This is a genomic window from Gibbsiella greigii (assembly GCF_039540155.1).
In the GTDB taxonomy this organism is placed as follows: domain Bacteria; phylum Pseudomonadota; class Gammaproteobacteria; order Enterobacterales; family Enterobacteriaceae; genus Gibbsiella; species Gibbsiella quercinecans.
Genome location: NZ_BAABEM010000008.1, coordinates 238,479 through 263,399 on the forward strand (window position 1 = coordinate 238,479; position 24,921 = coordinate 263,399).

General features: G+C 53.6%; 25 protein-coding genes and 1 tRNA gene. 4 read left to right on the forward strand and 22 right to left on the reverse strand.

Annotated features, from left to right (window positions below):
- Nucleotides 1–49: 49 nt before the first annotated feature.
- Nucleotides 50–562 (forward strand): BMC domain-containing protein, encoded by a 513-nt coding sequence (locus tag AC559G_RS09440; protein WP_498912364.1) that lies wholly within the window; start codon nt 50–52, stop codon nt 560–562.
- Between the two features lie 123 nt (nt 563–685).
- On the opposite strand, the gene AC559G_RS09445 is transcribed toward AC559G_RS09440, so the two are convergent.
- The 18 genes from AC559G_RS09445 to AC559G_RS09530 all read right to left on the reverse strand — a co-directional run bounded on the left by AC559G_RS09445 (nt 686) and on the right by AC559G_RS09530 (nt 18,302).
- Nucleotides 686–1,591, reverse strand: a complete 906-nt coding sequence (locus AC559G_RS09445) for a DUF7973 family transport facilitator (RefSeq protein WP_121553294.1) — start codon at nt 1,589–1,591, stop codon at nt 686–688.
- Nucleotides 1,592–1,685: 94 nt separating this feature from the next.
- Nucleotides 1,686–2,603, reverse strand: a complete 918-nt coding sequence (locus tag AC559G_RS09450; RefSeq protein ID WP_498912427.1) for a glycyl-radical enzyme activating protein — start codon at nt 2,601–2,603, stop codon at nt 1,686–1,688.
- Between the two features lie 229 nt (nt 2,604–2,832).
- On the reverse strand, nt 2,833–5,382 hold the full coding sequence (gene grpM, locus AC559G_RS09455; protein ID WP_498912365.1) for a glycyl radical protein: 2,550 nt from the start codon (nt 5,380–5,382) through the stop codon (nt 2,833–2,835).
- Nucleotides 5,383–5,408: 26 nt separating this feature from the next.
- The gene (locus tag AC559G_RS09460) at nt 5,409–6,008 is read right to left on the reverse strand and encodes a DJ-1/PfpI family protein (RefSeq protein ID WP_498912428.1); all 600 of its coding nucleotides are present in this window, start codon (nt 6,006–6,008) and stop codon (nt 5,409–5,411) included.
- 10 nt (nt 6,009–6,018) lie between these two features.
- Complete coding sequence (locus AC559G_RS09465) at nt 6,019–6,318, reverse strand: BMC domain-containing protein (protein ID WP_438599329.1); 300 nt, start codon at nt 6,316–6,318, stop codon at nt 6,019–6,021.
- A 21-nt stretch (nt 6,319–6,339) separates the two neighbouring features.
- The gene (locus AC559G_RS09470; protein ID WP_498912366.1) at nt 6,340–7,842 is read right to left on the reverse strand and encodes an aldehyde dehydrogenase family protein; all 1,503 of its coding nucleotides are present in this window, start codon (nt 7,840–7,842) and stop codon (nt 6,340–6,342) included.
- A 50-nt stretch (nt 7,843–7,892) separates the two neighbouring features.
- Complete coding sequence (gene pduB, locus AC559G_RS09475) at nt 7,893–8,678, reverse strand: propanediol utilization microcompartment protein PduB (RefSeq protein ID WP_438599327.1); 786 nt, start codon at nt 8,676–8,678, stop codon at nt 7,893–7,895.
- Between the two features lie 21 nt (nt 8,679–8,699).
- Nucleotides 8,700–8,981, reverse strand: a complete 282-nt coding sequence (grpH, locus tag AC559G_RS09480; RefSeq protein ID WP_002438304.1) for a propanediol utilization system shell hexameric protein GrpH — start codon at nt 8,979–8,981, stop codon at nt 8,700–8,702.
- 365 nt (nt 8,982–9,346) lie between these two features.
- On the reverse strand, nt 9,347–10,558 hold the full coding sequence (tdcD, locus tag AC559G_RS09485) for a propionate kinase (RefSeq protein WP_498912367.1): 1,212 nt from the start codon (nt 10,556–10,558) through the stop codon (nt 9,347–9,349).
- Nucleotides 10,559–10,637: 79 nt separating this feature from the next.
- Nucleotides 10,638–11,141, reverse strand: a complete 504-nt coding sequence (locus AC559G_RS09490; RefSeq protein ID WP_498912368.1) for a GlcG/HbpS family heme-binding protein — start codon at nt 11,139–11,141, stop codon at nt 10,638–10,640.
- Between the two features lie 28 nt (nt 11,142–11,169).
- Nucleotides 11,170–11,442 carry a EutN/CcmL family microcompartment protein gene (locus AC559G_RS09495; RefSeq protein ID WP_438599324.1) on the reverse strand — a complete coding sequence of 91 codons (273 nt, stop codon included), beginning with the start codon at nt 11,440–11,442 and terminating at the stop codon, nt 11,170–11,172.
- Nucleotides 11,443–11,455: 13 nt separating this feature from the next.
- The gene (locus tag AC559G_RS09500) at nt 11,456–12,208 is read right to left on the reverse strand and encodes a hypothetical protein (RefSeq protein WP_498912369.1); all 753 of its coding nucleotides are present in this window, start codon (nt 12,206–12,208) and stop codon (nt 11,456–11,458) included.
- A gap of 55 nt (nt 12,209–12,263) precedes the next feature.
- A complete protein-coding gene (gene pduL, locus AC559G_RS09505) occupies nt 12,264–12,944 on the reverse strand; it encodes a phosphate propanoyltransferase (RefSeq protein ID WP_498912370.1) in 681 nt (226 codons plus the stop codon).
- 140 nt (nt 12,945–13,084) lie between these two features.
- Nucleotides 13,085–14,203 carry a 1-propanol dehydrogenase PduQ gene (locus AC559G_RS09510; RefSeq protein ID WP_498912371.1) on the reverse strand — a complete coding sequence of 373 codons (1,119 nt, stop codon included), beginning with the start codon at nt 14,201–14,203 and terminating at the stop codon, nt 13,085–13,087.
- Nucleotides 14,204–14,460: 257 nt separating this feature from the next.
- Nucleotides 14,461–15,078 carry an ATP-dependent Clp protease proteolytic subunit gene (locus AC559G_RS09515; protein WP_438599321.1) on the reverse strand — a complete coding sequence of 206 codons (618 nt, stop codon included), beginning with the start codon at nt 15,076–15,078 and terminating at the stop codon, nt 14,461–14,463.
- A gap of 153 nt (nt 15,079–15,231) precedes the next feature.
- Nucleotides 15,232–16,392 carry an NAD-dependent formate dehydrogenase gene (locus AC559G_RS09520; protein ID WP_498912372.1) on the reverse strand — a complete coding sequence of 387 codons (1,161 nt, stop codon included), beginning with the start codon at nt 16,390–16,392 and terminating at the stop codon, nt 15,232–15,234.
- A gap of 134 nt (nt 16,393–16,526) precedes the next feature.
- Nucleotides 16,527–17,447, reverse strand: coding sequence for a LysR family transcriptional regulator (locus tag AC559G_RS09525; protein WP_498912373.1), 921 nt, complete (start codon nt 17,445–17,447; stop codon nt 16,527–16,529).
- Between the two features lie 612 nt (nt 17,448–18,059).
- On the reverse strand, nt 18,060–18,302 hold the full coding sequence (locus AC559G_RS09530; protein ID WP_498912374.1) for a hypothetical protein: 243 nt from the start codon (nt 18,300–18,302) through the stop codon (nt 18,060–18,062).
- A 29-nt stretch (nt 18,303–18,331) separates the two neighbouring features.
- Here AC559G_RS09530 and AC559G_RS09535 point away from each other — a divergent pair, with 29 nt between their 5' ends.
- Complete coding sequence (locus AC559G_RS09535; RefSeq protein WP_498912375.1) at nt 18,332–19,597, forward strand: MFS transporter; 1,266 nt, start codon at nt 18,332–18,334, stop codon at nt 19,595–19,597.
- Between the two features lie 307 nt (nt 19,598–19,904).
- Here the strand turns inward: AC559G_RS09535 and AC559G_RS09540 are convergent.
- From AC559G_RS09540 to uvrY, 4 genes are all read right to left on the reverse strand, one after another.
- Nucleotides 19,905–19,980, reverse strand: a tRNA-Gly gene (locus AC559G_RS09540).
- A 143-nt stretch (nt 19,981–20,123) separates the two neighbouring features.
- Complete coding sequence (pgsA, locus tag AC559G_RS09545; protein WP_438596685.1) at nt 20,124–20,672, reverse strand: CDP-diacylglycerol--glycerol-3-phosphate 3-phosphatidyltransferase; 549 nt, start codon at nt 20,670–20,672, stop codon at nt 20,124–20,126.
- A 57-nt stretch (nt 20,673–20,729) separates the two neighbouring features.
- A complete protein-coding gene (gene uvrC, locus AC559G_RS09550) occupies nt 20,730–22,562 on the reverse strand; it encodes an excinuclease ABC subunit UvrC (protein ID WP_498912376.1) in 1,833 nt (610 codons plus the stop codon).
- A complete protein-coding gene (gene uvrY / locus AC559G_RS09555) occupies nt 22,555–23,211 on the reverse strand; it encodes a response regulator transcription factor UvrY (protein ID WP_498912377.1) in 657 nt (218 codons plus the stop codon). Before uvrY ends, uvrC begins: the two co-directional genes overlap by 8 nt.
- Nucleotides 23,212–23,893: 682 nt before the next feature.
- Between uvrY and AC559G_RS09560 the strand changes: the two genes are divergently transcribed.
- The gene (locus tag AC559G_RS09560) at nt 23,894–24,118 is read left to right on the forward strand and encodes a DUF2594 family protein (protein WP_498912378.1); all 225 of its coding nucleotides are present in this window, start codon (nt 23,894–23,896) and stop codon (nt 24,116–24,118) included.
- Nucleotides 24,119–24,335: 217 nt separating this feature from the next.
- Nucleotides 24,336–24,677: a GlpM family protein gene (locus AC559G_RS09565; RefSeq protein ID WP_095848118.1), complete on the forward strand. Its 342-nt coding sequence runs from the start codon at nt 24,336–24,338 to the stop codon at nt 24,675–24,677.
- The last annotated feature ends 244 nt before the right edge of the window (nt 24,678–24,921 follow it).

Below are 24,921 nucleotides of genomic sequence, written 5' to 3' on the forward strand. Positions count from 1 at the left end.
GGCGGCAGCCAAAGATGCCACATCATGAATACATCAACAGGAGAAGGTTATGACCGGGCAAAGTTTAGGTTTGATTGAAACCGTCGGCCTGGCCGCGGCAATAGCAGCGGCCGACGCTGCCGTAAAATCCGCTAATGTCAGCCTGGTGGGTTATGAACTCACCAAAGGCGGCGGTCTGGTGACGGTCAAACTGGAAGGTGAAGTTGGCGCAATCAACGCGGCCGTGGCGGCGGCGATCGTGGCCGCCGGCAAGATTGGCCAGGTTTATGGGCACAGAGTCATTGCCCGTACGGCGCAACATATTGCCGGCCTGGTTCACTCGGCCGAAACGATCGGCCCGGCCCTTGCGCAAGAGGCACCGGCAACCCCCGCAAACGATAAGATCCCCGTGGTCAACGTTGAGCCTGACACAGCAATCTCCTGCCTGGACAGCGAGGAACCAGCCCCGCAATCCACTGCGCCAGAGGCGCCGCCGGCAGTGGAACCACCAGCCACCGAGCCAGAACCGGATGGTACGAAGAAAAACTCGCGCTCGGCGGCAAAAAAAGGCGGTAACAAATAACCCAGGGCAAGAACCGGTACATTTAACCGTTTCACCCCGCCAACCACAGGCTGGCGGGGTTTTTCTTGCTCTTGATTATCAGAAAAAGCGCGGAGCAAAACAGGCGAGAGGCCGGCGATACCGTTACAGCAAAGGCAACAGCGTGAAGAACCCAAGCATCGCCAACAGGTTAACCAGAGTGGTCATGATCGCAATGGTCATCGCGGGCGGATCGATATGGGTATCGCCATGCACCAGAAATACGCGCGAGACGAACTCCCCCAACAGGGCGCACAGCAGCCCGACTATCGCGGCCCAAATCAGGCTTTGCGAGAACATCGCGGCCAAGGCGGCAGGCAACGCAATATGATGTGATACCGGCACCTGCGTATTAAAGTGCAAAAAAATCAGCGAAAATGCCGAGAGGCCGAACGCCAGCAGCGCCCCATCCCCGCCGAACTTGTGGCCGAGATACCCCGCCATCAGCCCTATGCCCACGCCGAGCACCGACAACTGCGGAATACGGCTGTGGTACGGCATCCAGCATTTGTCCTGCGGCGGGTAGCAATGGCGGATCCCCAGCTCCGGTTTGCCCAACAGCCCCGTTTTACCAAAGGCCAGGCGAACAACCATACCGGAGATCACCACGGTTAATGCAACGGTATCCGTCCAGGCGTAGCCCGGCGCAAAGGCGGGGATCTGATTTAATCCCCAGGCAACCGCATAACCCAGTACGCCAAATATCCCGCCAATCAGTAATACGTCGTATGCGCCTAAACCGCTTAGCCCCGCGGTAATATCACGCCCGGAACTGAGCATCCCTTTCTTTGCCGCATAGGCCGTCGCTGCAACGCCGGCTGCAAACCCGCCGGTATGCGGGCCAAAAAAACCGAACGGAAATAGAATGAAGTCCGAAGGTGCGCCGGTAATAATCTGAACAATAGCCATCACAATGACCAATATCCCAACAAATTCAAACGCGGCCAGCGCCCCCACGGCGGCGCCGAAAACCCCGCCGCCAAATGCGACTAATATATCGAAGCTATTCATATAGCTTACCTCTTTAATTATTGGAAGAAATAAGATGTCTACGAAAGAAAATAGGGTTACCGCTGGCCGAAATGCATATTATTATGATATAGACTCAGCCGCCGATCTGGCATTTAAACCCTAAAGACTCAACTTCTTTTTTTAATAGCGCCATTTTTTTGTCATCGGTCTTCTGTGCATCCCCCATGGGATATTCCCGCCCCAGCAGGCTATATTTATTTTCACCAAACACGTGATACGGCAATAAATGGATGGTGTCGACATTTTGCATTAACCGCGCAAATTCAGCGATGCTGTGAATTTCTTCGAGATTATCATTTACCCCAGGCACCACCGGAATGCGTACAATCACTTTGGTGATCAACGAAATGCGGATGAGGTTTTCCAGAATCCGGCTATTATCCACACCGGTATTGCCTTTGTGCACCGCGGGATTGATCGCCTTGACATCCGTCAGCGCAAGATCGACATATGGGAAAACATCTTCAATCACCTCCCGGGTAGTGAACCCAGTGGTTTCGATAGCGGTATGCCAGCCCTTCTCTTTGCAGGCCTTCAGCAGTTCACGCGCAAATTCAGGCTGCGCCAGCGGTTCACCACCGGAAAGCGTCACCCCGCCGCCGGAACGGCGATAAAGATTCTCTTCTTTCTGCAGTTCGCGCATCACCTCTGCCACCGTCATGCGTTTACCTTTCATTTCCAGCGCATGCGTCGGGCAAACCTGGGTGCATTTGCCGCACTGAATACAGCGTTCACGATCAACAAAGAAAAGATTATTGACCGAAAGCGCCTGCTGCGGGCAAACCTCAATGCATTTGCCACAGTGGATACAGTCGTTTTTCTTGTAGATTAATTCAGGCTGCGGCCGTTGCGATTCAGGATTACTACACCATTTACAGGCCAGCGGGCAGCCTTTTAGAAAAGGAATCGTGCGTATCCCCGGGCCATCGTGTAAAGAATAACGTTGAATATTAAATAAAACGCCTTCAGTATCGTACTGAACTTTATTCATAACATTGCTCTTAATAAACACTGCGGGTAATGAATACACGCCAATTACCCGCAAGATATTTAGATGCCGATTCGCCGCCAATAAAATAGCCAAGACGGCGAACGCACGAAGTTAATATGGGTAACAGCGCCGCGATTAACGGTGGCAAGCCGCAGAGCGTGTTGTATTCGGCCCGTCCTGGGCCGGTTAGCGAATCCATCAGCACACGCGCCGTTTTACTGGCTACGCATCAGAAGTGATGTTCAGTGCGGCTGATAATGTCGTCCTGTACTTCTTTCGCCAGCACCACGAACTGCGCGCTATAGCCCGCAACACGCACCACCAGATCCTGATGCTGCTCTGGGTTTTTCTGCGCTTCGATCAGGGCATTACGGTCGATAACGTTGAACTGCACATGCATGCCCTTTTTATCAAAATAGCTGCGTACCAGGCCGCTAAAGTTACGTAAACCACTCTCCCCGGCCAGTGATGAAGGCAGGAATTTTTGGTTATACAGCGTCCCGTTCGAAGCGATAAAATGATCGAGCTTGGCTACCGAGTTTGCCGCAGCCGATGGCCCCAGAATATCCTTACCCTGGCGTGGTGAAACCCCATCCGCCAGCGGCGCTTTGGCCAGGCGGCCATCAGGCAGCGCCCCCACATCTTTACCGAACAGCACGTTGGCGGATACCGGATAAATCCCCGCCTGGAACTGCCCCCCGCGTGGGTTGGTGTATTTCTCCACTTCCTGGCAGTAAATCAGCGCACATTGGCGGGCAACAAAATCGACATCGTCAATATCGTTACCGAAGCACGGCGTGTCTTCCATGATGCGACGAATCTCTGCGTAACGCGTGCCGTTACCCGCCGTTGATGAAGGTGCATCATCAACAGAAAGCTGGCGGTAGACCTCTTTTTTAATCGCGGCAGGATCCAACGCGCCGTGCTGATCGATGATGCGTTTCACTACCGCATAAATATCCTGTTCGCCCAGCGCGGCTTTGCCTGCCGCCGCATGCGGCGCGCCACCGATCGGATAGCCATAATTGGTATCCAGCGCACTTTTCAGCTCATCAAGCGTCACTTTGCGGTCTTCAAACACCTGTTTTTGTATCGCATACACCGAATCGCCCGTGTCAGCGACGCCAAACGCCTGCGGGCCGGTGAAGTTATAAATCGCGCCCCCTTCCTGCAACGATTTACCGCGGCCGATACAATCATCCACCAGGGCCGAGAGAAACGGCAGCGGGCAACGTTCGCCGTGGGCAATGTCGACGCTGTTACAGGCTTCGACCAGTTGGTGCACGAAATGCGCCATTTGTTGACGGAAGGCCGTATAGAAATCATCCATACTGGTGTACTGCGTCATATCGCCGGTGGCCGGGCCGATCTGTTTATTCCCCGCCTTGCCGTTGTTCAGCGTAATCTCCAGCACCTTAGCCACATTAAAGAACGCGGCGTCATGCCAGCCCTCAGTGCGATGCGGCGCCTGCGGCTCCACGCAGCCGATAATGCAGTAATCACGGGCGTCATGCAGCGATACGCCGCGGTTTTGCAGCGCCGGAATAATCACTTCGTCGTTATACATCGCCGGCACGCCCAGCCCCAAACGCACCAGTTCGCAGGCGCGATACAGGAATTCATCCGGCGTGCCCTGCCAGACGCGAATAGAGAATGAAGGCTGCGGCAGGCGCACGTGCGCCGTCGCCTCCATGCACATGTAGCTCAGATCGTTGGTGGCATCGAGGCCATCTTCCGTCTGCCCGCCAACGCACAGGTTCTGGAATACGGCATAGCCGGCAAACGCCTGGGCCGAAATTTCATCACGCGTTTTGTTAATGTCGTTGAGTTTGATCCAGCAGCAGTCCACCAGTTCCTGTGCGAACTCTTTCGAGATGGATTTATCCGCTGCCAGATAAGGATACATATATTGGTCGAAGCGCCCGGGCGAGATGGAATGGCCGCTGGATTCAATTTGCAGCATGCACTGCACAAACCAGAATGCCTGGCAGGCTTCCCAGAAGGTGGTAGCGCCAAACTCCGGCACGCGGCTGCAGTTTTGCGCGATTTGCTCCAGCTCGCGTTTGCGCGCCGGGTTACTTTCTTGCTGGGCCAACTGCGCCGCCTGTTGGGCATAACGCTGTGCAAATTTGATGGCGGCGTTATAGCTGATGATAACGGCGTGATAGAACTGCTCTTTTTTGATATAGCCGGGGGAACTTTTATCAAGCTGCTCCAGCGCTTTGGTGGCGGCATTGATAATGCCGCGGAAGCCGATTTTCAGCACCTTACCGTAATCCACGCTGACGTGGCCGACACCGCCATAGAAGTAGTTGCCTACGGTAAACACACCGTTGGCCATACTCTCTTTGGTGCCTTCAGACATATACGATGCGGCCAACGAACTGGTGGTTTTACCCGGCCAGTAGTTAAATGCCTCCTGCAGTTCCTGCGCCGTTTTCTCCGGAATAATGAACGGATCGGCCACGCGCGAGCCCATGGTGCCAAACTCTTTCGCCACCCACTCGAAGGAGAACTCCGGGCAGATTTCTGTTGAGCGTGGGTTAATGGTAACCGCGCCGACGATAAGTTCGTCTGGCCGAATAGTCACCGGCAATTCGCTGAAGATCTTTTCGACCACTTTCGCCCGGCGCATAATTGCCGGTAGTGCTTCAGATGCCTTATAAGCCTCCGTCGCCAGCACTGCGCGCTCTGATTCAACATACGGTTTAGCATGCAGGATCATATTCTTGAGCTTTACAACACGATCGGTCGGATGAGTAAAACCTTTCTCTAACATACAATAACTCCCGAAAATTAATTTTGTTAACCTTGCGGCAGTGCAGGGTGCTTATGGATAATGTTCACGCCAAGCATAGTAATAAACTGGCGCAGTATTGCCGGGTGCCCCATCCAGGTGGTTGCGGTAATTAAATTACCGTCAATAACCGCTTCATCATCAGCCGCATTCATCCAGATGCCACCCGCCAACTCTATTTCAGGCTTTACTGTGAAAAATCCCGTTAAGGTTTTTCCTTGCAGCACGCCGGCAGCGGCTAATATTTGCGGCCCGTGGCATATTACGGCTAAAGGTAATGAGAAGTTCATTGCATAGTGGACGATATTCAAGACGGATTTATTCAGCCGAAGATATTCCGACGAGCGCCCGCCCGAAATATAAACCCCACAGTAATCTTGTAATTTTATTTCATCAAAAGAGGCCGTTAGCCGGAATAAGTGGCCGGGTTTTTCGCTGTAAGTCTGGTCGCCTTCAAAATCATGCACGGCGGTTTTAATAAACTCCCCGACTCTTTTCCCCGGGCACACCACATCCACTCTGAAACCCAATATGCTTAATGCCTGCCACGGCACCATGACTTCGTAGTCCTCAGAAAAGTCACCTGCGAGCAATAAGATTCTTTTCATCATGAGATTCTCAGAAGTGGTTATCATCATCCTCAATGGTTCGCATGGCTTCATTGACGGCGGCGACTTCGCCGAAAATAGCCAGGGTGGTCACATGCTGCGGGCAACTGCCGAAGATCTCCGACACCACAACGTGCGCGCTTTTACTGGCCATATCGGCATAGAAATACAGGTCAGGCACCGGCAACATAATCAGGCCAATCGCATCAATTCGAATCAAATCAAGCCGCGAACGAAATTCCCCCGGCATCCGGCGTTTTAACATGGCCAACACTTCCGGCGCCGGCGCATTAATGATGCGTTTTTTCATCTGGCATGCCCCCGCCGAGCGTTAGCGAATATTCAGCGCTTCAACCATGATGCAGTGCCGTTTTCTGGCAAAATTGCGCGCCGACGTTAGCCCTTCGCCGGTGGGGCCAGCAATGGTAAACGTGGTATGCCCTTCGCCCCCTACCCCCAGCCCCGCATACGAAGGGCCATTCTTGACGAAAATGGTGGTTTGGATCTGCCGCGCCATTTTGGTCAGTTTGTCGACGTTGGTAGAGTGCATAATGGCGGTATGGCGATTGCCGTGCTCAACCTGCACCGCCAGTTCGATCGCCTCATCCACGTTCTCCACGCGCACCACCGGTAGCACCGGCATCATGAGTTCATGCACCACGAAGGGATGCGTTTTCTCGGTTTCGATGACAATCACCTTAACCTCCGGCGGCGCGGCGATGCCGATCTGCTGGAGTAGATAGCCGGCATCTTTCCCGACAAACGCGGTATTCGGCCCATTGCCCTTTTCATTCATCACCAGGCGTTGCAGTTGCTGAATCAGCGCTTTATCGCACAACAAATAACCGCCGCTCTTTTTCATGCAATGGATCAGGTAATCGGCGACCTGGTTTACGACAATCACTTCTTTTTCCGCTACGCACGGCAGGTTGTTATCAAAGCTGCAGCCCTTGATGATGTCCCGGGCGGCTTTTTCAATATCGGCCGTTTCATCCACCACCACCGGTGGATTGCCGGCGCCGGCGCCGATAGCTTTTTTGCCCGACGACATCACCGTTTTTACGATCGCCGGGCCGCCGGTCGCCACCAGCATATTGATGCGTGGATCGCTAATCAGCGCATTGGTGTTGTCAATCGAAGGCTGCGCCACCGTGACGACCAAATTGGCCGGCGCGCCCAGTTGCGCCAGTTTGTCGTTGATCAGTTCCACCGCATATAAAGACACTTTTCTTGAACGCGGATGGGGGCTGAATATCACGGTATTTCCCGCCGCCAGCATACCGATACTGTTATTGATGATGGTTTCCGTCGGGTTGGTCGTCGGGGTGATCGACCCAATCACGCCATAGGCGGAATATTCCACCAGGGTTAACCCGCTGTCCCCGCTGCAGGCGCTGGTGGCCAAATCCTCCAGCCCGGGCGTCTTCAACGCAGCCATGCGGTTTTTGATCAGCTTATCCTGGTAATTCCCCATGCCGGTTTCTTCCACCGCCATGCGAGAGATGGTTTGCAGCACCTCATCCTGAAGAAAAACGCTGCGAATGCCGTTGATAAACACAGTGCGATCCTGCATTGAGCAGTAACGATACTGGACCTGCGCGGCAACCGCTGCGGCAATAGCCTGATCCATGCTGGCGAACACCCCGTTGCCCGCAGCAGGCGCCGGCCGCACCTGCTGCGCCAGCGCCTGGGCCACGATATCATCCAGGCCGGCCAACGCCGCCGGCTGGGAGCTCGCCGGTGCCGCGGTTGGCGCCACGGCAGCGACGGGCGCCGCTTTCGTGTATTTGCTCAGCACATTCGATACCGCTTGAGCTATTTCAATATCATTCATCTTTTCGATTCCTTACCCACACTGCACGCACGCTTCGCCATCCGAGGGTTTCAGATATAGGGCGTTGTGGTGGATTTGATTTCTGCCGGATCTAACGTGCCCAGGAGCTGCATCCCAACGTCGCGGGCCGCAATCACCGCTTGGCGAACGGCGCCGGAATCCCCGGCAAAGGTAAAAATCACTTCGTTGCTGAAACTGGTGCCTTTAGCTGGGCTGGCGTAGCCAATCGGCTCTATCACCGCGGATTTTGCCGCCGTATCCGCAATCACCACGCCAATCGCCGCCGGGGAGGCGCAGGTCATGCCGAAAGACTTACCGACCGGCGCGCCAAAGGCTTTATTCAACGCGTAGCTGGCGCGGGCGGTGTATTGAAACTCAAGGTGACCGGCGGGCGAACCGTAAACGTCGCCCATCGTGCGTTCAATTTCGGACAGCGCAACTTCAATGGCGCGCCGAACGTCGGAAACATCTTCCGCCCCGAAGATAATCAAACAACCATGCCCACCGCCCCCTTCCGTATCGCGGGCCAGTTCGATGACCAAGATTTCACTGTTGGTCGCTTTAATCGCTTCATCGGCGGCAAAAATATGCGGCCCGGCGCCGGTGCGAGCACCAAGAATACCGATAGAGCGATATTTCTTGTCGATATTCATAATTTCATGCAGTTGATGATCGACGTTCGCAATGACCAAACCAATGGTATGGCCGATTGCGGTACCGACAAATTCAGTCAGGCCGCAGCCCATGAACGAAGCTGCGGTCGAACCTTTGGTAGGCGCGTCGGTCTGTTTTGTCATCACTTCAGATATAATCTGCTCAACAAGATTATCTCTCATGGTCAGTATCCTCTGTAGTCATTAACCGACGGCTTTTGGCAGAATTTTTTCCACTTCGATATGCGGGCGCGGAATAACGTGTACGGAGACCAGTTCGCCCACTTTCCCCGCCGCCGCAGAACCCGCGTCAGTGGCCGCCTTCACCGCGCCCACATCACCGCGCACCATTACCGTTACCAGGCCGGAACCGATTTTTTCATAGCCAACCAAGGTCACATTGGCGGATTTCACCATGGTGTCAGCGGCTTCAATTGCGGAGACCAAACCTTTTGTTTCAACCATTCCTAATGCTTCTTGTTGCATAACGACCTCGATAATTCCGATAGAGAGTAAAGGTGCACAAAGCAATAACGCATCGCCGATGTGCGTAATATATTCATACAAGTTAATGTTATGGCTATTTAACGGAAATGTTTTGCCCGCCAGCGGGACTTTCTTGTTATATCGCCCGTAAACCGGACAACAAAATCCACCTGTAGTTAAAAACGTGGCCGGCAATAATAACGCGTTATTAGACACCTAAATAAATTGTTCAACACGGTGAATTTAGCGGTTATTTTTGTTATCTCCCTCGCATTTCTTATTAAATTTTATACTCTAAATAATTCGAGCGGCAGAAAAGCCAACACACCTGCAACTTTAACTATGACGAGTATAGCGATATATATTCAGGCTTTTAACAAAACGGTCTGGGACAGCGCCGCTGCATCATGGGCAATCATTTTTTCTTCATTGGTAGGAATGACCGCGACAATCGGTGTGCCCGGAGGAGAAATCACCCCGCTGCGCCCGCCGCAGGTTTGTTCATTTTTTTCCGCATCAAGCCGCAACCCCAGCACGGCTAGCTTTCTGACGGTCAGCGCGCGAATCAACGCCGAATTTTCGCCAATGCCGCCGGTGAACACCAACGCGTTGAGCTGCTTGAGCGAGGTAAGGTGCGCACCGATGTGCCTGGCCAGGCGATGCACCATCACATCAATCGCCAACGCGGCACGTGGGTTGCCCTGGCTGCGTGCTTCCTGCAGCGTACGGCAGTCGCTGGAAATGCCGGAAATCCCATACAGGCCAGACTGCGTATTGACCATGTGGTACAACGATTCCATCGATTGCCGGGTGCACTTGGCAATGTAGGCGGCAGCGCCAAAGTCCAGATCGCCGCTGCGGGTTCCCATCACTAGCCCTTCCAGCGGCGTCATCCCCATTGAGGTATCCACGCTTTTACCATCTTTTACCGCGCACACCGACGAGCCATTCCCCAAGTGGGCAATGAGAATGCCATGATCGTTCGGATCCAAATTAAAGGTGGCGGCGGCAACGCCGGCGATATAGCGATGCGAGGTGCCGTGAAAACCGTAGCGCCGTACCTGATAGCGCTGTTGATATTCCAATGGGATGGCATAGGTATAGGCTTCCGGCGGCAATGTCTGATGGAACGCAGTGTCGAAAACCGCCACCTGCGGCAACGCCGGGAACAGTGCGATAGCGGCCTCGATCCCCAGCAGGTTGGCGGGGTTATGCAGCGGCGCCAATACCGAAAGCGCCCTGATCTTCTCAATCACTCCGGCATTCAGCAACACCGAATGTTTAAAACCGTTGCCGCCGTGGGCGACACGGTGACCAATGGCGTGGATAGCCGGTAGTAGACGTTGCTGCGCTAATTTATCAAATAACGCTTTTAGTGCCGCACGGTGATTGGCCGCCGCCAATACCACGGCCGTTTTATTCCCGGCGCGATCCTTAAATGTCATCACGGCATTATCCAGCCCCAGCCTTTCCGCAATGCCGGATAAAACCGGCACGTCTTCCCCCAGCGGGATCAGCGAAAACTTAATGGAGGAAGAACCGCAGTTAATCACCAACACCAACGACGTTAAGGACATACTGCCCCCTAAGAAAAATGAAAAGAAACCCACGAATTTAGCCGGCCTGCAGCCGATGAGCGCGATGGCGATGCGCGGCCTAAGCGATAAGTGAAAAATAGGCGGTGCTAAAGTGCCGCAGTACGTTACGGGCAATCGTCAAATCCTGTTCAACCGTGCCGCCGCTGATGCCGATGCCGCCGATTAGGCGCCCTTGCGCCCACAAAGGAAGCCCACCGCCAATGCAGCAAATATCGGCCAGATGCGGCAAGCCATAGAGCACGGCGCCGGGCTGCACCAATGCGGCAAGCTCATGGGTCGGCATTTTCAACGCGACCGCGCTATAGGCTTTTTGAAAGGCCAGGGTGTGGCTGACCAACAGCGCGTGATCCATGCTGAAGAAATAGCGCTGGCGCCCGCTGCTATCCACCAGGCTAAACACGATGGGCACACCGCAGGCATCGGCCTCTTGTTGGGCGAACAGGGCTAGATGCGCCGCATCCTGCAGGCTGAACGCAGCCCCCGGTTCCGGCATTTGCCGGGCAATGGCGGCATCAACCCAGCGTTCAATCGGTGAATACCGGGCAGGATCTGGCGCTGACATAAGCGTTTCCTCATGACGATAAGCTGCGTTATTTCCCATTCAACTCAAGGGAATCCACAATGCCGACCACGGCTGCATCAATCACCGAATGCTCCCGCCCGTTGCTAAAGCGCGCCGAGCTGCCGGTGGAGACGATGACGATTTCGCCGTTACCTGCGCCAACAATATCCACCGCCACCTGCACATTGCCGGTGGGCAAAAAATGTTCATCAAGGCGGGCGACGATGAGCAGTTTCGAACCGTTGAGTGAGGCATGCTTGGTGGTAGAAACCAGCGCACCGGTCACTTTTGCCAGGTACATGTTCTCTCCTTTATCAGCGTTGCGTAACGGGGATATTCCGCCGCCTGATTTCATCCAGTGCGGCAGGGGTAATCAGCGTATTACTGTCGGCGGCAAGCGGTTCCCCGGTGGGATGCAGCCGAATATCACGCAGGGTAATCAGCGTTTTTTTCCCCCGCAGTGGCCGGTGCGCACCGGGCTGCCCGGCGGTAGGGCGTGGGCCGGCGGGTTTGCGCCCTGAAATAACGATGCCATAGCTCGCCAGCACCTGCGCATAGGATGCCAATCTGGCCAGCCACGGTGCGGCCATGCCGGCCCCCCCGGGCGTGGCCAAACATTCGTTATTCAATGTGACAATCACCTGTTTTTGCCGGCGTAGCGCATCGAACACCCATTCGCCGGCGATGTTATCGCAGATACCCAACGCAATTTTGCTCATGCTGTTGTCAGACAAGGCCGGCAAAAAAAGGCTGCCATAAGGGGTATCCTGCATATCGCCTGGCGGCAGCGCATGGCAGACCGCGCCGGGGCACTGACGCGCGATCGCCTGTATATACTGGGTTTTCAACGGCGAACGGCCGGCACTGTGGGAAAAATACACCCGCAGCGGATACCCACGGCTCGCCAGCGCAGCCAGGCAATCCAGGGTGGCGGGCAAGGCAGACATATCGTCACCGGTGATCAACACCCGCACGTCTTTATCCCCGGCCGGCGCGGCAGGCCTTTTTTGCGCCACCAGTTCAGCGATGATGGTATCCAGCAGTTGGGATAATGCCTGGCTGTCCATAATCCCTCTCGTATTAATACATATATATCGGGCCATACCTCGCGGCAACGGCGGCTTAGGCGATCCGAACCTGGCGCACCCGATCGCCATTACGCAGCCCGAAGCCGTTGGCTTCTTCCACATCGATATGCAGTTCCAGCACCGCATCGGCGCTGACGCGCACCACAACATGGCGCAAGATGCCGCCACGTTGCCCTTCGGCCTGCACAGCGATCTCCATCCCATCGCGCAAGCCGTATTTTTCCGCTTCCTGTGGTGAAATATGAATATGGCGCCAGGCGACAATCATGCCGTTGGGTTTGATGACGCGCCCCAATGGGCCGATGATTTCGATCCCCGGCGAGCCGTCAATATCGCCAGACATTCTGACCGGCGCCTTCACCCCCAGGGCGAAACCGTCGGCGACCGAGATTTCAATCTGTGTTGCGCTGCGAAGCGGGCCCAGCACCCGCACATTGGCGATGTCCCCCTTGGGGCCCCGCAGTGTCACCGTCTGTTCGGCGGCAAACTGGCCGGGTTGTTTCACCGCTTTTAACCGCGTCAGCGAGGAGCCGTAGCCGAATAACACATCCATATCCTGCCGGCACAAGTGAACGTGGCGGTTTGAAATGCCGATCGGAATGTCCAATACCGGGACACCGCCCATATGCGGCACCTGCGCCGGGCGTTCCCCGGTTGCCAGCTCTTCCAATATCTGCCGGGTGATCCATTCGGCTTGCTGTTGGCTATCTTGCATAAAATTATCGACCTGATGAATAAATGGGATAGTGGCACTGTCGCCCGCTGCCTTTTCTGGCTATTCAGCAACGCGATGGTGTTTTATCTTTCAACCGGCCTTTTTTACCCTTTGAGGGCAAACAGACCGCCCTTGCCTGGCTACCCGGCAATCCGGGTGAGCAACCTATCAATATCTTGCGCCGACGGTATGCGCGGGTTGGATGCCGTGCAGCCATCCGCCAGTGCGGCATCAATCAACGCCTGGCGTAAACGCGCGAACAGCGCGAGATCCGTGCCCAGCTCGCGTAACGTCGTGGGAATGCCAAACTGCTGATTTAATCCACGGATGCTTTCCGCCAATGATGTAATGCGTTGGCGCGGCGGAGTATCCGTTATTCCAATAAGTTGGGCGCAGCGGGCATAGCGTTCGATGGTTATTTCCGTTTCCGCTTCGCTATTAAATTCAATCAGCAGCGGCAATAACATGGCATTAATTTTCCCATGGGGGATATGCAACATACCGCCGATCGCATGCGCCATGCCGTGCACCAGGCCTAAACCGGCGCAATTGAATGCCATCCCCGCCATGCAGGAGGCATTGTGCATATGCGTGCGCGCCTGAATATCGGTTTCGTCGTTAAATACCTTGGGCAAATACGCCCAGGTCAGCGCAATGGCTTTTTCCGCCAGCGCATCGCTAAAATCGTTCGCCCCGCGGGAAACCAGCGCTTCAATCGCGTGCGTCAACACATCCATACCGGTATCCACCGCCACCTGGCGCGGCACCGTCAGCACCAGGTGCGGATCGAGAATCGCGCAGTCCGGCACCAGTTGTTCGGCGATCAAGGGATGTTTCCGGCCATTTTGCAGATCGGAAATGACCGCGTAGGCCGTCACTTCCGATCCCGAACCGCTGGTGGTTGGGATGGCGATTAATTCAATCGGCTGACCGCGATAGCACTCTTCCAGCGTCACCTTAATCCCCTTGGCGGCATCCAGCGATGAGCCGCCGCCCAAGGCCACGATGGTATCCGGTTTGAAGGGTTCGAATAACGCCGCACCGGCCTTGAGAATATCAATGTCGGGATCGGGCTTAACTGCGCTGAAAATAGTGACCTCGGCGCCGGGCATGAAGCTCATCAAATAGTCTGTCTTGCCGGATTTCGCCATAAAATCATCGGTAACAATACCAACGCGTTTATTCTTCAAACCACTTAATGAAGAAATAGCGTCTTCGCCAAAATAAATCCGCGGACTGGAGAAAAAATAGCTGCCCATTATTTTAACTACCTTTATTCGGTTACCGGCACGGTAAACAGAAGGTCAAAATGTATGGGTTAAGCTAACATGGCGTGAGTTTATTGGGGATTTGCATGCTTGTGCAGGTAGAGGATTATTTTGCGTAGCTCCCTTTAAGGGCGGCAAAATAATCCTGAACAGCAGCGCAATGCCGATTACCGGGCAAGGCGGTGAAAAGCGCGGGATAATGCATTTGAACAACGCAGGGCTTGCGCCCCACGTTGCCGGAATACAGCCTAGGCCAGATTTAATTCGTCATAGCGGGTGACCATGCGCCCGACGATGCCGTAATCAATCGCTTCCTGCGGGTTCATCCAATAGTTGCGATCGGTATCTTTTTTTACCTTCTCTACCGGTTGCCCGGTGGCATCGGCAATTAATCTGTTCACCCTGTCCAGCATGCGCACGATCTCTTTCGCTTCGATTTCAATATCGCTGGCCTGGCCGCGCACGCCACCAAGCGGCTGATGGATCATAAAGCGCGTGTTAGGCAGTGAGTAGCGGCGCTCTTTGGGCACCGCCAGAAAAATGGTGATCCCGGCGCTGGCGACCCAGCCGGTGCCGATAATATGCACTTCCGGCTTGATGAACTTGATCATGTCGTGGATGGTATCGGCGGCCTCAACGTGCCCCCCCTGGCTGTTAATGTAGATTTTGATTGGCGCATTGCTGATCCCCTGCAACAGCAGGAGCTTGGATACCACCCGCTCGGTCAATGCCTGATTGATTTCACCGGAAATAATGATGGAACGTGAATCCAGCATTTTTTGCTGAATCAGCGCGGAGGGCGCGTTTTGTTCGTTTTGTTCGGTGTCTTTGCTTTCATCATCATCTTTCTGAGTAGCGAATATCATGGGGGTCTCCTTTCCATTAGAGTAAACGACGGGACAAGTATACGCTTTATTCGCCTGATAAACATAGACATGACGGAAAGCCCAAGGGAATTGCTGGCTTTACGAGCCGCGCAAATAATAACGGCGGCCGCTGGCCGCCGTTCAGCGCTGCCGTTAGGCCAATTGATAGGCGTTGGCACCGGCGCCCGCCAAATTGCCGCCATCGACAATCAGATATTCTTGGCGAATCGGCTTGCCTTCCAGGAAGTTCTGCAGGATTTCCAGCGTCCCGGCGGCATAGCGCGCCTGCCCCGACAGTGACGTGCCGGAAATGTGCGGCGTCATGCCCTGGTGCGGCATGCGCCGCCATGGATGGTCGATCGGCGCCGGTTGGGGAAACCACACGTCGCCGCCATAGCCCGCCAACTGCCCGTTTTCCAGTGCATGGACGATCGCATCGCGCTCACACAGCGCGCCGCGAGCGGTATTGATCAGGTAGGCGCCACGTTTGAACTTCGCCAGGAAGGCCGCATTGACGAACCCCTGAGTTGCCGGGTACAGCGGCGTCTGCAGGTTGACCACATCGCAGACGCCGACCAGCGACTCTGGCGTATCGTGGTAGATTAAACCCAGTTCGTTCTCACACTCCGCCGACAAACGGTGGGGATCGTAATAATGCAGTGGCATATCGAAGGGTTTTAAACGGCGCAGCACCGCCAGCCCGATGCGCCCGGCTCCCAGCGTGCCGAAATGCATCCCTTCCACGTCATAGCTGCGCGCCACGCAGTCCGCAATGTTCCAACCGCCGTTGCTGGCGATTTGATGCGCCGGCAGATAGTTGCGCACCAGAGCCAATACCGTCATCACCACATGTTCCGCCACGCTGATGGAGTTGGAGAACGTCACCTCGGCCACTGTGATACCGCGTTCGGCGGCGGCTTTGAGATCAACATGGTCGGAACCGATGCCGGCGGTTAGCGCCAGTTTGAGCTTCTTCGCTTTGGCAATGCGTTCAGCGGTCAAGTAAGCCGGCCAAAACGGCTGGGAGATCACCACATCGGCATCCGGCAAATGGCGTTCAAATACCGAATCCGCGCCTTCTTTGTCACTGGTCACAATCAGCTCATGGCCCTGACTTTCCAGATAGCGACGTAATCCCAGTTCCCCAGATACGCTGCCGACCAGCTCGCCGGGAGTAAAGCCCAATTCACCGGCCGGCGTCGGCGCCGTCTGTCCATTCGGATAGCAACGGATATCCGGGATGCTGTCGCGGGCATAAACCGGCGGAAAGCCGGTAACAGGATCGGGATACAATACGCACAAAATCTTGGACATCGTTATCTCCATTTAGCCTTTTAGGATGGTTACATAGCTGTAGTTCCCAGCCATATGCCTTGTAACGCAGCCCAGTCTGGGCGTTGGCTATTACCCCGTCCAATTGTTTGAAAATATCAGCAGATAGCCCGTACCTATCTGCGCATGCCGGCAATCGCCTGATCGATTTTGCACGGCAAATCGAGTTGGCTGGTCATCCCCCAAACCCGGTCCAATACCGCCGGCTGGCTTTCCTTACGCAGGCGCAGCAGGCTCATCTGCGGCAACGGCGGAGATGCTATCGGGTGAGCAACGATGCCATTAGTAATCAAGTAGTCGGGGATCGCGCTGATCGGCGCAATACTGCAGGCCTGGCCGCTGCTCACCATTTCATACAGCACGCTAAGCGCGTTGGTTTCGACCACGACCTGGGGAACCACCCCGGCCTGCTGAAAAGCCTGTTCGATAACCCGGCGGTTTTGCATTTCGTGATTAAACAGGCACAACGGCAACACCCCGACTTCGGCCCAGTTGAAAGCAGCTCCGGCCGGCGGTGCCACTTCACCATTAGACAACAGCACGAAGCGCTCGGCATACAACGGTAGGGTTTCATAGATCGCTTCCGGGTGCCGTTCGGCATATGCTATGCCCAAATGCAAATCCTGCTTTTTCAGCCGGTTAAGAATTTCCCGGGTACTGAGGGAAAAAACTTTAAGGCTCAACCGCGGAATGGCGCGCCGATATTCCCTGATCAGCATGGAAACCGCGTGCATGGCTGAGGGCACCACCCCAATGACCAGATGCCCCCCGGCGACGGCCTGCGCCAGAGCCGCTTCTTGTTTTAGCCCATCCAACGAGGACAAGGTCTGCCTGGCCCAGGCCAGCACCCGCTCACCCTCCGGCGTAAAGCCTTGAAAACGGCGATCGCGCTTAATGATAGTAATACCCAACTCACGCTCCAACTGGCGGATAGCCACGGATAAAGACGGTTGCGAAACCCAACAACTCTCTGCGGCCTGCGCAAAATGTTGATGTTCCGCCAATGCAAGCAGGTAGTGAAGTTGTCGCAGGAACACAGTTAGCCCCTTTTAAAATAAGGAAATTCCATTAAAAGCCGATGAATGAAGGCAGCCGCGAAGAGAACGGCGGCAGAAGGAAAAAACCGCGGGGATGACGGTGCAGCTCCGCAGCTAGAAAAACAACAAAACCATAGCGATAGCAATAATTCGTGCAGGTTTTGTGGGCGGCTTGGTTAAACGTGACAGCCGATGGTTCAGAACCGGGGTGGCCGGTTTCCTATACCACCGTGCGAAGGCCTCGCTCATGCCTGTGGCCATTTGCCTCTAGAGAATTTATCTAACACCGCCGGCATCATTGCACCCGCTGCGGGTATTGCTACCTGGCGCGACATCGCTCGGCTTAGCCGTAAACCTTGCCGCAAGCAACGTCAAGAAGTCGCTCTCAGCATGGATCTGACATCTAATTTACTTAAGATATATTAATCATATAAAAAGGCAAACCCGCAACACTAAAAAATCATCGCCGCCCAACAAGCATTAATTTCAAATTATTAAAAATAAATGGTTACCGATAAAAATAATAACAATCAAATTACATCCATATTCATTAATCAATATTATTTATGTAAAATTAGTATAAAAAACGAATAGTAATGCATTTGTAATATTTCAATTTAATGACAATCTATAAATTGCATCTTTCACAACACCCCACGCCATGAGGATTACCCAATGAGCCCATTCCTTGTTCTGAATGGGGTAACGGCCACCCCACACCGCACATCCCTCAAAGGTCTTTTTAATAAAAAACAGGGCATCTGCACCATGTTCCATAGCCGCCAGAAAAACGCCAAAGAAACGCTTGGATGTGCCCACCTTCGCTGTCCAAGATCGCATCGGCACGCTCATCATGAACAAGCTAACGCCGTGGGGGCAGACTAATGAGCCCGAACGCCAGTTCCATTCATAAATCGAATTCGGTAACACCCGAAAAACCGGAGAGCCGTAAGATCCTGGGAGCAACCGGTCTGGCACACCTTTTCCATGACGGTGCCACCGACATGCACTATGTTCTTTTTGCCCTCTGGCAGCAGCAGTTCGGACTATCCCTGGCTCAAATCGGGTTACTTAAGATGCTGTTCTCCGGCGCAATGTCGGCTTTTCAAATTCCTGCAGGGGAATTAGGCAGAAAATATGGCGAGCGAAAAATCTTAATTGGCGGCTCGTTACTGTTAACGGTCGCTTTGCTTCTGTACGGTGTTTCAGAAACGCATTTACAGCTGATGATACTGATCGTAATCGGAGGTCTGGGAGCCAGTGTGCAGCATCCACTGTCATCTAGCTTTATTACACAATACTATTCCACTAAACGCGCCCGCATTGCGCTAAGCACATACAACTTCTTTGGTGATGTTGGCAAAGGGATCATCCCGAGCATTCTCTCTGCTAGTCTACTCATTATCTCTTGGGGAACCGCACTGCAATTAATTGCCATACTCGGCCTCCTCATCACCATTAGTTTGTATATTTTACTACCCGGTGATCGCAGGAAGCCCGCAAACATGCAGCAATCGAATGCTAAGATGATCAACGAAGAGACGCATCAGGGACTGCATAATACGCTTGCGTCGATACTTCCTGATTCACTTCGAAAACGCGCTTTCACCTCGCTGTGCGTGATTGGCAGCATCGATAACGCAACCCGTACCGGCACGCTGACTTTTCTCCCGTTTTTAATGGCCATCAAAGGTGCGTCAGCCACTCAAATTGGCTTTTCATTGACGGTTATATTCATTGGCGGTGCATTCGGCAAACTGGTTTGCGGCATACTGGCCACCAGGCTCGGCATTCTAAAAACGGTAGCCGCCAGCGAGATCATCACTTCCGTCATCATATTAGGGATGGCTTTCGCCCCCTTACAGGCCATATATCTCCTATTGATTCCGTTAGGCATAGCATTAAACGGGACATCCTCCGTCCTTTATGGCACCGTCGCCGAGCTCTCTAAACCTCAACAGCAAACCCGATCGTTTGCCATTTTCTATACGGCATCATTGGGATGCGGCGCCCTGATGCCGCTGATTTATGGCATGGCAGGCGACCTTATCGGCGTAAAGCAAACTTTAGTTTTGGTAGCGCTGCTGGTTCTGTGCATATTGCCTTTACTTTTTCCCATCAGAAACGCAACAAGGCACGCAGAGCAATAACGAGGGATTGTTTTTTCGCCGAGTGAGCAGCCCGACTCGTCGGTGAATATCTACGCCTTAGCCGGACACTAAGCGAAGCCATGAAAATGCATTCGCATTGCCCGTGGTGGTAGCCTCTCCGCGTCGCCTTCCCGTCGCCTGTCTGGCTGGTACCCCAATATCTAACCGGCTAGGCTTGCCTCTGCCTTCTTAACAGGTAAGTGGAAAAGTTTCGGATGTTGGGGGGATCGCTGTGGAGTTCGATGAAACGAAAAAAGGACCCGAAGGTCCTTTTTTGCAGTCTGCAGAAAATCTACAAACCATAAATTGGAGCGGGAAACGAGGCTCGAACTCGCGACCTCAACCTTGGCAAGGTTGCGCTCTACCAACTGAGCTATTCCCGCATTATCATAACGCTTTGATTCGTTGCTAACTTTTTGCAAACCACCGCAGCTGCCTGATGCGGTGCATTCTACTTACCTGATGCATTGAGTCAATAGAATTATTGCGCCGCCGCAGCCGTTTGCCGATTTTTACAGCGTTTTGATCAGGGTTCCAGCAGATCTTTGCGTGCCGCATTCAGGTATTGGAACATTGACCAGAACGTCAGCACGGCGGCGATATACAGCAGGATAAACGCCACATATTCCACGGTGCGATCCGGCCGCCAGAGCAAGCCGACCAGCGACATCATCTGGGCGGTGGTTTTCACCTTGCCGATCCATGAAACCGCAACGCTGCTGCGCTTGCCAATTTCCGCCATCCATTCACGCAGCGAAGAAATGATAATTTCACGGGCGATCATTGTGGCGGCCGGCAGCGTGATCCACCAGGTGTGGTAGTGTTCCGCCACCAGCACCAGCGCGATAGCCACCATCACCTTATCGGCAACCGGATCAAGAAAGGCGCCAAAGCGGGTTGTTTGTTTCCAACGGCGCGCGAGAAACCCATCAAACCAATCGGTTACGGCAGCAAACACAAAAATAATCGCGCACACCATGGAAGCCCATTTGAACGGCAGGTAAAAAGCCAGAACAAAAAACGGGATCAGCACTACGCGAAACAGGGTAAGCCAAGTCGGTATATTTAATTGCATATGCTACGGTAACTATCTGGCTGGAGTGGAAATTAAGAGTATGTTGCTACATTACCCTCAGTGTTTCAATGCATTGTGTATCTTTTCTGCCAATGCATGTGAAATACCCGGCACTTTTGCAATTTCCTCAATGCTGGCATTCAATAAAGGTTGAAGTCCGCCCATATACTTCAACAGTACCTGCCGCCGTTTTGGCCCAACGCCTTCGATCTGTTCCAGCGCGCTGGTGTTCCTGACCTTTGCCCGGCGCTGGCGGTGCCCGGTGATTGCATGATTATGCGAATCATCGCGAATATGCTGAATCACATGCAGCGCCAGAGAGTCCGGCGGTAAAGAAAACCCCTCGCCTTCCGGTTCGAAAAACAGCGTTTCCAACCCCGCACGACGATCGCTGCCCTTGGCAATGCCAATCAGCAGCGGTTTGGTTTTATCCCAGGGCACATTGAGCGCAGCGAACACGTCTTTCGCCATCCCCAGTTGGCCTTTGCCGCCGTCGATAAAAATGACGTCGGGGATTTTCTTCTCTTCCAACGCCTTGCCGTAGCGCCGTTTCAACACTTGCGCCATCGCCGCGTAGTCATCGCCCGGCGTAATATCGCTGATATTGTAACGGCGGTATTCCGAACGCAATGGGCCATTGCCGTCGAACACGACGCAGGAAGCCACCGTTTGCTCCCCCATGGTATGGCTGATATCGAAACACTCCATACGGTTGATTTCCGGCAGCTTCAACACCCTGGCCAATTCCGCCAAGCGTTGATGGATCGTTGATTGTTGGGAAAGTTTGGTCGTCAGCGCCGTTGCCGCATTGGTACGCGCCAGCTTCAGGTAGCGGGCGCGATCGCCACGCGGCTTGCTCTGGATCTGGATCTTGCGGCCCGCAATATCAGAAAGCGAATGCGCCAACAGATCTTTTTCCGCCAAACTGAAATCCAGCAGGATCTCCGCCGGCAATGTGCGCATCTGGCTGCCTTGCAGGTAAAACTGGCCGACAAAGGTCTGCACCACTTCGCCCAGATCGGTATCACCCGGCACCTTCGGGAAATAGCTACGGCTGCCCAGCACTTTGCCCTGGCGGATAAACAGCACGTGCAGGCACGCCATCCCTGCTTCGAATGCCACGCCAATCACGTCCAGATCGTCCCCGGAACCAGAAACAAACTGCCGCTCGGTCACGCTGCGCACCGCCTGAATTTGATCGCGAATACGCGCCGCCTCCTCAAAGTGGAGCGCTTTGCTGGCCGCTTCCATCCGTGCGATCAACTGGTGCAACACCTGTTGATCTTTGCCGGAAAGGAACAGGCGCACATATTCCACCTGCTGGCGGTAATCCTCTTCGCTGACCAGCCCGGCGACACAGGGGCCCAGGCAACGGCCAATCTGGTACTGCAGGCAGGGACGGGAGCGGTTGCGGTAAACGCTGTTTTCACATTGGCGCACCGGGAACAGCTTTTGCAACAGCGCCAGCGTCTCGCGCACGGCATAGGAATTGGGAAACGGCCCGAAATATTCGCCCTTTTCGTGTTTAGCACCACGATGGATAGCCAACCGCGGATGCGTATCAGCACTCAGGAAGATCAGGGGATACGATTTATCATCGCGCAACAGCACGTTGTAGCGTGGCTGGTACAGCTTGATGTAGTTATGTTCCAGCAACAGCGCTTCTGTTTCGCTGTGCGTAACCGTAACGTCTATCTGCGCAATGTTTTTGACCAGCGTCTCGGTTTTCCGGCTGCCAACCTGGGCGCGGAAGTAGCTGGAAAGACGTTTTTTCAGGTCTTTGGCTTTACCGACGTAGATAACCTCAGCGCTGGCGTCATACATGCGATAGACGCCAGGCTGGCTGGTGACGGTTTTTAGGAATGCTTTGGCATCAAAACGTTCAGTCACTGCTTAACAACGTCTCCGCGTTGAACAAGCCGTGACGGATCGCCAAATGGGTCAGTTCGACATCGCCACTGATGTTCAGCTTGCTAAACATACGATAGCGATAGCTGTTGACCGTCTTCGGGCTGAGGTTCAACTGTTCCGAAATCTCGTTCACCTTTTTCCCTTTGGTGATCATCAGCATGATCTGCAATTCACGGTCAGACAGGCAGTTGAACGGGGTTTCCGTTTGCGGCTCAAGCTGGCTTAACGCCATCTGTTGAGCGATGTCGGAGGCAATATAACGCTGCCCCGTATGCACCATACGAATGGCATTGACCACTTCCTGTGGCGCAGCGCCTTTGCTTAGGTAACCAGCAGCACCTGCCTGCATCACCTTGGCCGGCAAAGGATTCTCAGTGTGAATAGTCAACATAATGACCTTGGTATCAGGCGAATAACGCACAATTTTGCGGGTGGCTTCCAGCCCACCGATGCCAGGCATATTCATATCCATCAGGATGATATCTGCGGTATTTGCCCGGCACCATTTTACGGCGTCTTCGCCGCATTGAGCTTCGCCGACAACCTTTATGCCTTTGATATCGTCAAGAATGCGTCGTATCCCTGCGCGCACCAGTTCGTGGTCATCAACAAGAAGAACGCTAATCAAGGAAATTCTCCAAAAAAAAGGGAGTAACGCAATCAACCTCTGCTTATTAACCAATATTACTTGTTTTTTATCAAGGAATGAATACAGATGAATACGTACTCTCAGTAAACTTTTGCGAAACAGGCCTAATTTTTAATTTTTTGGCCCTATCAAGTTAGCTAACGGTATGCGACGGGCAAAAAATCGCCATATCAATTAACACAATGCGCTTATCGATACCCGTAGCGCATCCACTCACCGTTTAAAACTACGCTTGACAATCATAGCGAGTATAACTTTTTGATATTAACACCATACAAGAAATTTGGTAAGCAAATGATTTTCTCAGGTAACCCTCGGGAACGTTGCGTTCGCCGCCGCACTATTATTTCCCTGCTCGGCAATGGCGCATGAAATCACCGGCGGGCTAAATAATATTTAATATCCGGCAAAAGAATAATTTTCATCATAAACCATTAGTTCCCTTGCGTAATAACCGCAAAATTTCCGGCAACAATCATTTTTCAAAAAAGCAACGACCACCTAATTATAGGTAATTACTTGCGGCGGCATGTTGCCGGCGGCGCGGCGCCCCTGTTCCCACCAACCTGCTATGCTATACTTCACGCCAAACCGGGCACGGTGGCACATGGCATAGCCGAACATCAGTGCCCCACAGTTGAAGGAAAAATCAGGAGAAAGTATGAGTAACGTTGATTTCACAACATCAGCCGATCCAGAAGCCCTGGCAGCCGAAGTAGCCTGCCTGAAAGCCACGCTGACTTTAATCCTGAAGTCGATTGGCCAGGCCGATGCGGGGAAAGTTATTGTCAACCTGGAGCGCTTCATCACGCAGCTTGAAGATCCTGCCCAAGCGGAAGTCTTCAAAAACAGCGTGCTGCAAATCAAACACGCCTACCGCCAGTAGCCCCCTTCCCGGCCTGCCAACGCGCAGGCCTGTTTTAATTCCCTTCGCTCATACTTCCAGTTGGGTTGGTTACTCGGCTCAAAGGGGCCTGCGCCAGCGCTGTTCAAAATACTGCTGCACTATTGTCCTGTAATTCGAATTATTTTAGCTATCTTCTAATAGATTGATCTCTCACGACGTTTCAGGCAGTGTATTTTTTATTTAGCTGCGAGTCATTATGGGTATTGTTATCAAAGCGCTGATTGGCGCGCTGGTTGTCGTTCTGATTGGGCTGCTGTCCAAAACCCGCAATTACTACATTGCCGGCCTGGTGCCACTCTTCCCCACGTTTGCATTGATTGCGCACTACATTGTTGGCAGCGAACGCTCTGTTGAAGCACTGCGAACCACCATCGTGTTCGGCATCTGGGCAGTGCTGCCTTATCTGGTCTACTTAATCTCGTTGTACTTTTTCATTACCAGTATGCGTTTGCCACTGGCACTGGGTGCCGCAGTGGGATGTTGGGTCGTGGCTGCCTGGTTGCTGATAACCGCCTGGGGCCTATGGCAGGGGCGTTAATCACATCCGCCCTGGCCGGGCGGCTTAGCACAACCGACACACGCACCACATAAGATATTCTCGCCATAGATCAAGTTGAATTTGTATCGTCGATCATTAGCATGATGAGATAATCACGATTGTTTATCATTAATAGCGGTCCTGCGACAGCACCGATAACATGCCTTATTTCAGCGGCATGTTATTGTCCACTCGCCGTTTACGATTTTGTCATTACACGTGGCCCTGAGGAATAGCCAGATAA

What these genes read in the sequence shown, in the direction of transcription:
- AC559G_RS09535 (WP_498912375.1), top strand. Translation starts at nt 18,332, where the DNA reads ATGAGCCCGAACGCCAGTTCCATTCATAAATCGAATTCGGTAACACCC.
- AC559G_RS09490 (WP_498912368.1), bottom strand. Translation starts at nt 11,141, where the DNA reads ATGTCAGCGCCAGATCCTGCCCGGTATTCACCGATTGAACGCTGGGTT.
- pgsA (WP_438596685.1), bottom strand. Translation starts at nt 20,672, where the DNA reads ATGCAATTAAATATACCGACTTGGCTTACCCTGTTTCGCGTAGTGCTG.
- AC559G_RS09560 (WP_498912378.1), top strand. Translation starts at nt 23,894, where the DNA reads ATGAGTAACGTTGATTTCACAACATCAGCCGATCCAGAAGCCCTGGCA.
- AC559G_RS09515 (WP_438599321.1), bottom strand. Translation starts at nt 15,078, where the DNA reads ATGATATTCGCTACTCAGAAAGATGATGATGAAAGCAAAGACACCGAA.
- AC559G_RS09530 (WP_498912374.1), bottom strand. Translation starts at nt 18,302, where the DNA reads ATGATGAGCGTGCCGATGCGATCTTGGACAGCGAAGGTGGGCACATCC.
- AC559G_RS09440 (WP_498912364.1), top strand. Translation starts at nt 50, where the DNA reads ATGACCGGGCAAAGTTTAGGTTTGATTGAAACCGTCGGCCTGGCCGCG.
- pduB (WP_438599327.1), bottom strand. Translation starts at nt 8,678, where the DNA reads ATGAGAGATAATCTTGTTGAGCAGATTATATCTGAAGTGATGACAAAA.
- AC559G_RS09465 (WP_438599329.1), bottom strand. Translation starts at nt 6,318, where the DNA reads ATGAAAAAACGCATCATTAATGCGCCGGCGCCGGAAGTGTTGGCCATG.
- AC559G_RS09500 (WP_498912369.1), bottom strand. Translation starts at nt 12,208, where the DNA reads ATGGACAGCCAGGCATTATCCCAACTGCTGGATACCATCATCGCTGAA.
- pduL (WP_498912370.1), bottom strand. Translation starts at nt 12,944, where the DNA reads ATGCAAGATAGCCAACAGCAAGCCGAATGGATCACCCGGCAGATATTG.
- tdcD (WP_498912367.1), bottom strand. Translation starts at nt 10,558, where the DNA reads ATGTCCTTAACGTCGTTGGTGTTGGTGATTAACTGCGGTTCTTCCTCC.
- AC559G_RS09450 (WP_498912427.1), bottom strand. Translation starts at nt 2,603, where the DNA reads ATGAATAAAGTTCAGTACGATACTGAAGGCGTTTTATTTAATATTCAA.
- AC559G_RS09470 (WP_498912366.1), bottom strand. Translation starts at nt 7,842, where the DNA reads ATGAATGATATTGAAATAGCTCAAGCGGTATCGAATGTGCTGAGCAAA.
- grpH (WP_002438304.1), bottom strand. Translation starts at nt 8,981, where the DNA reads ATGCAACAAGAAGCATTAGGAATGGTTGAAACAAAAGGTTTGGTCTCC.
- AC559G_RS09510 (WP_498912371.1), bottom strand. Translation starts at nt 14,203, where the DNA reads ATGGGCAGCTATTTTTTCTCCAGTCCGCGGATTTATTTTGGCGAAGAC.
- AC559G_RS09495 (WP_438599324.1), bottom strand. Translation starts at nt 11,442, where the DNA reads ATGTACCTGGCAAAAGTGACCGGTGCGCTGGTTTCTACCACCAAGCAT.
- AC559G_RS09565 (WP_095848118.1), top strand. Translation starts at nt 24,336, where the DNA reads ATGGGTATTGTTATCAAAGCGCTGATTGGCGCGCTGGTTGTCGTTCTG.
- grpM (WP_498912365.1), bottom strand. Translation starts at nt 5,382, where the DNA reads ATGTTAGAGAAAGGTTTTACTCATCCGACCGATCGTGTTGTAAAGCTC.
- AC559G_RS09445 (WP_121553294.1), bottom strand. Translation starts at nt 1,591, where the DNA reads ATGAATAGCTTCGATATATTAGTCGCATTTGGCGGCGGGGTTTTCGGC.
- AC559G_RS09460 (WP_498912428.1), bottom strand. Translation starts at nt 6,008, where the DNA reads ATGAAAAGAATCTTATTGCTCGCAGGTGACTTTTCTGAGGACTACGAA.
- AC559G_RS09520 (WP_498912372.1), bottom strand. Translation starts at nt 16,392, where the DNA reads ATGTCCAAGATTTTGTGCGTATTGTATCCCGATCCTGTTACCGGCTTT.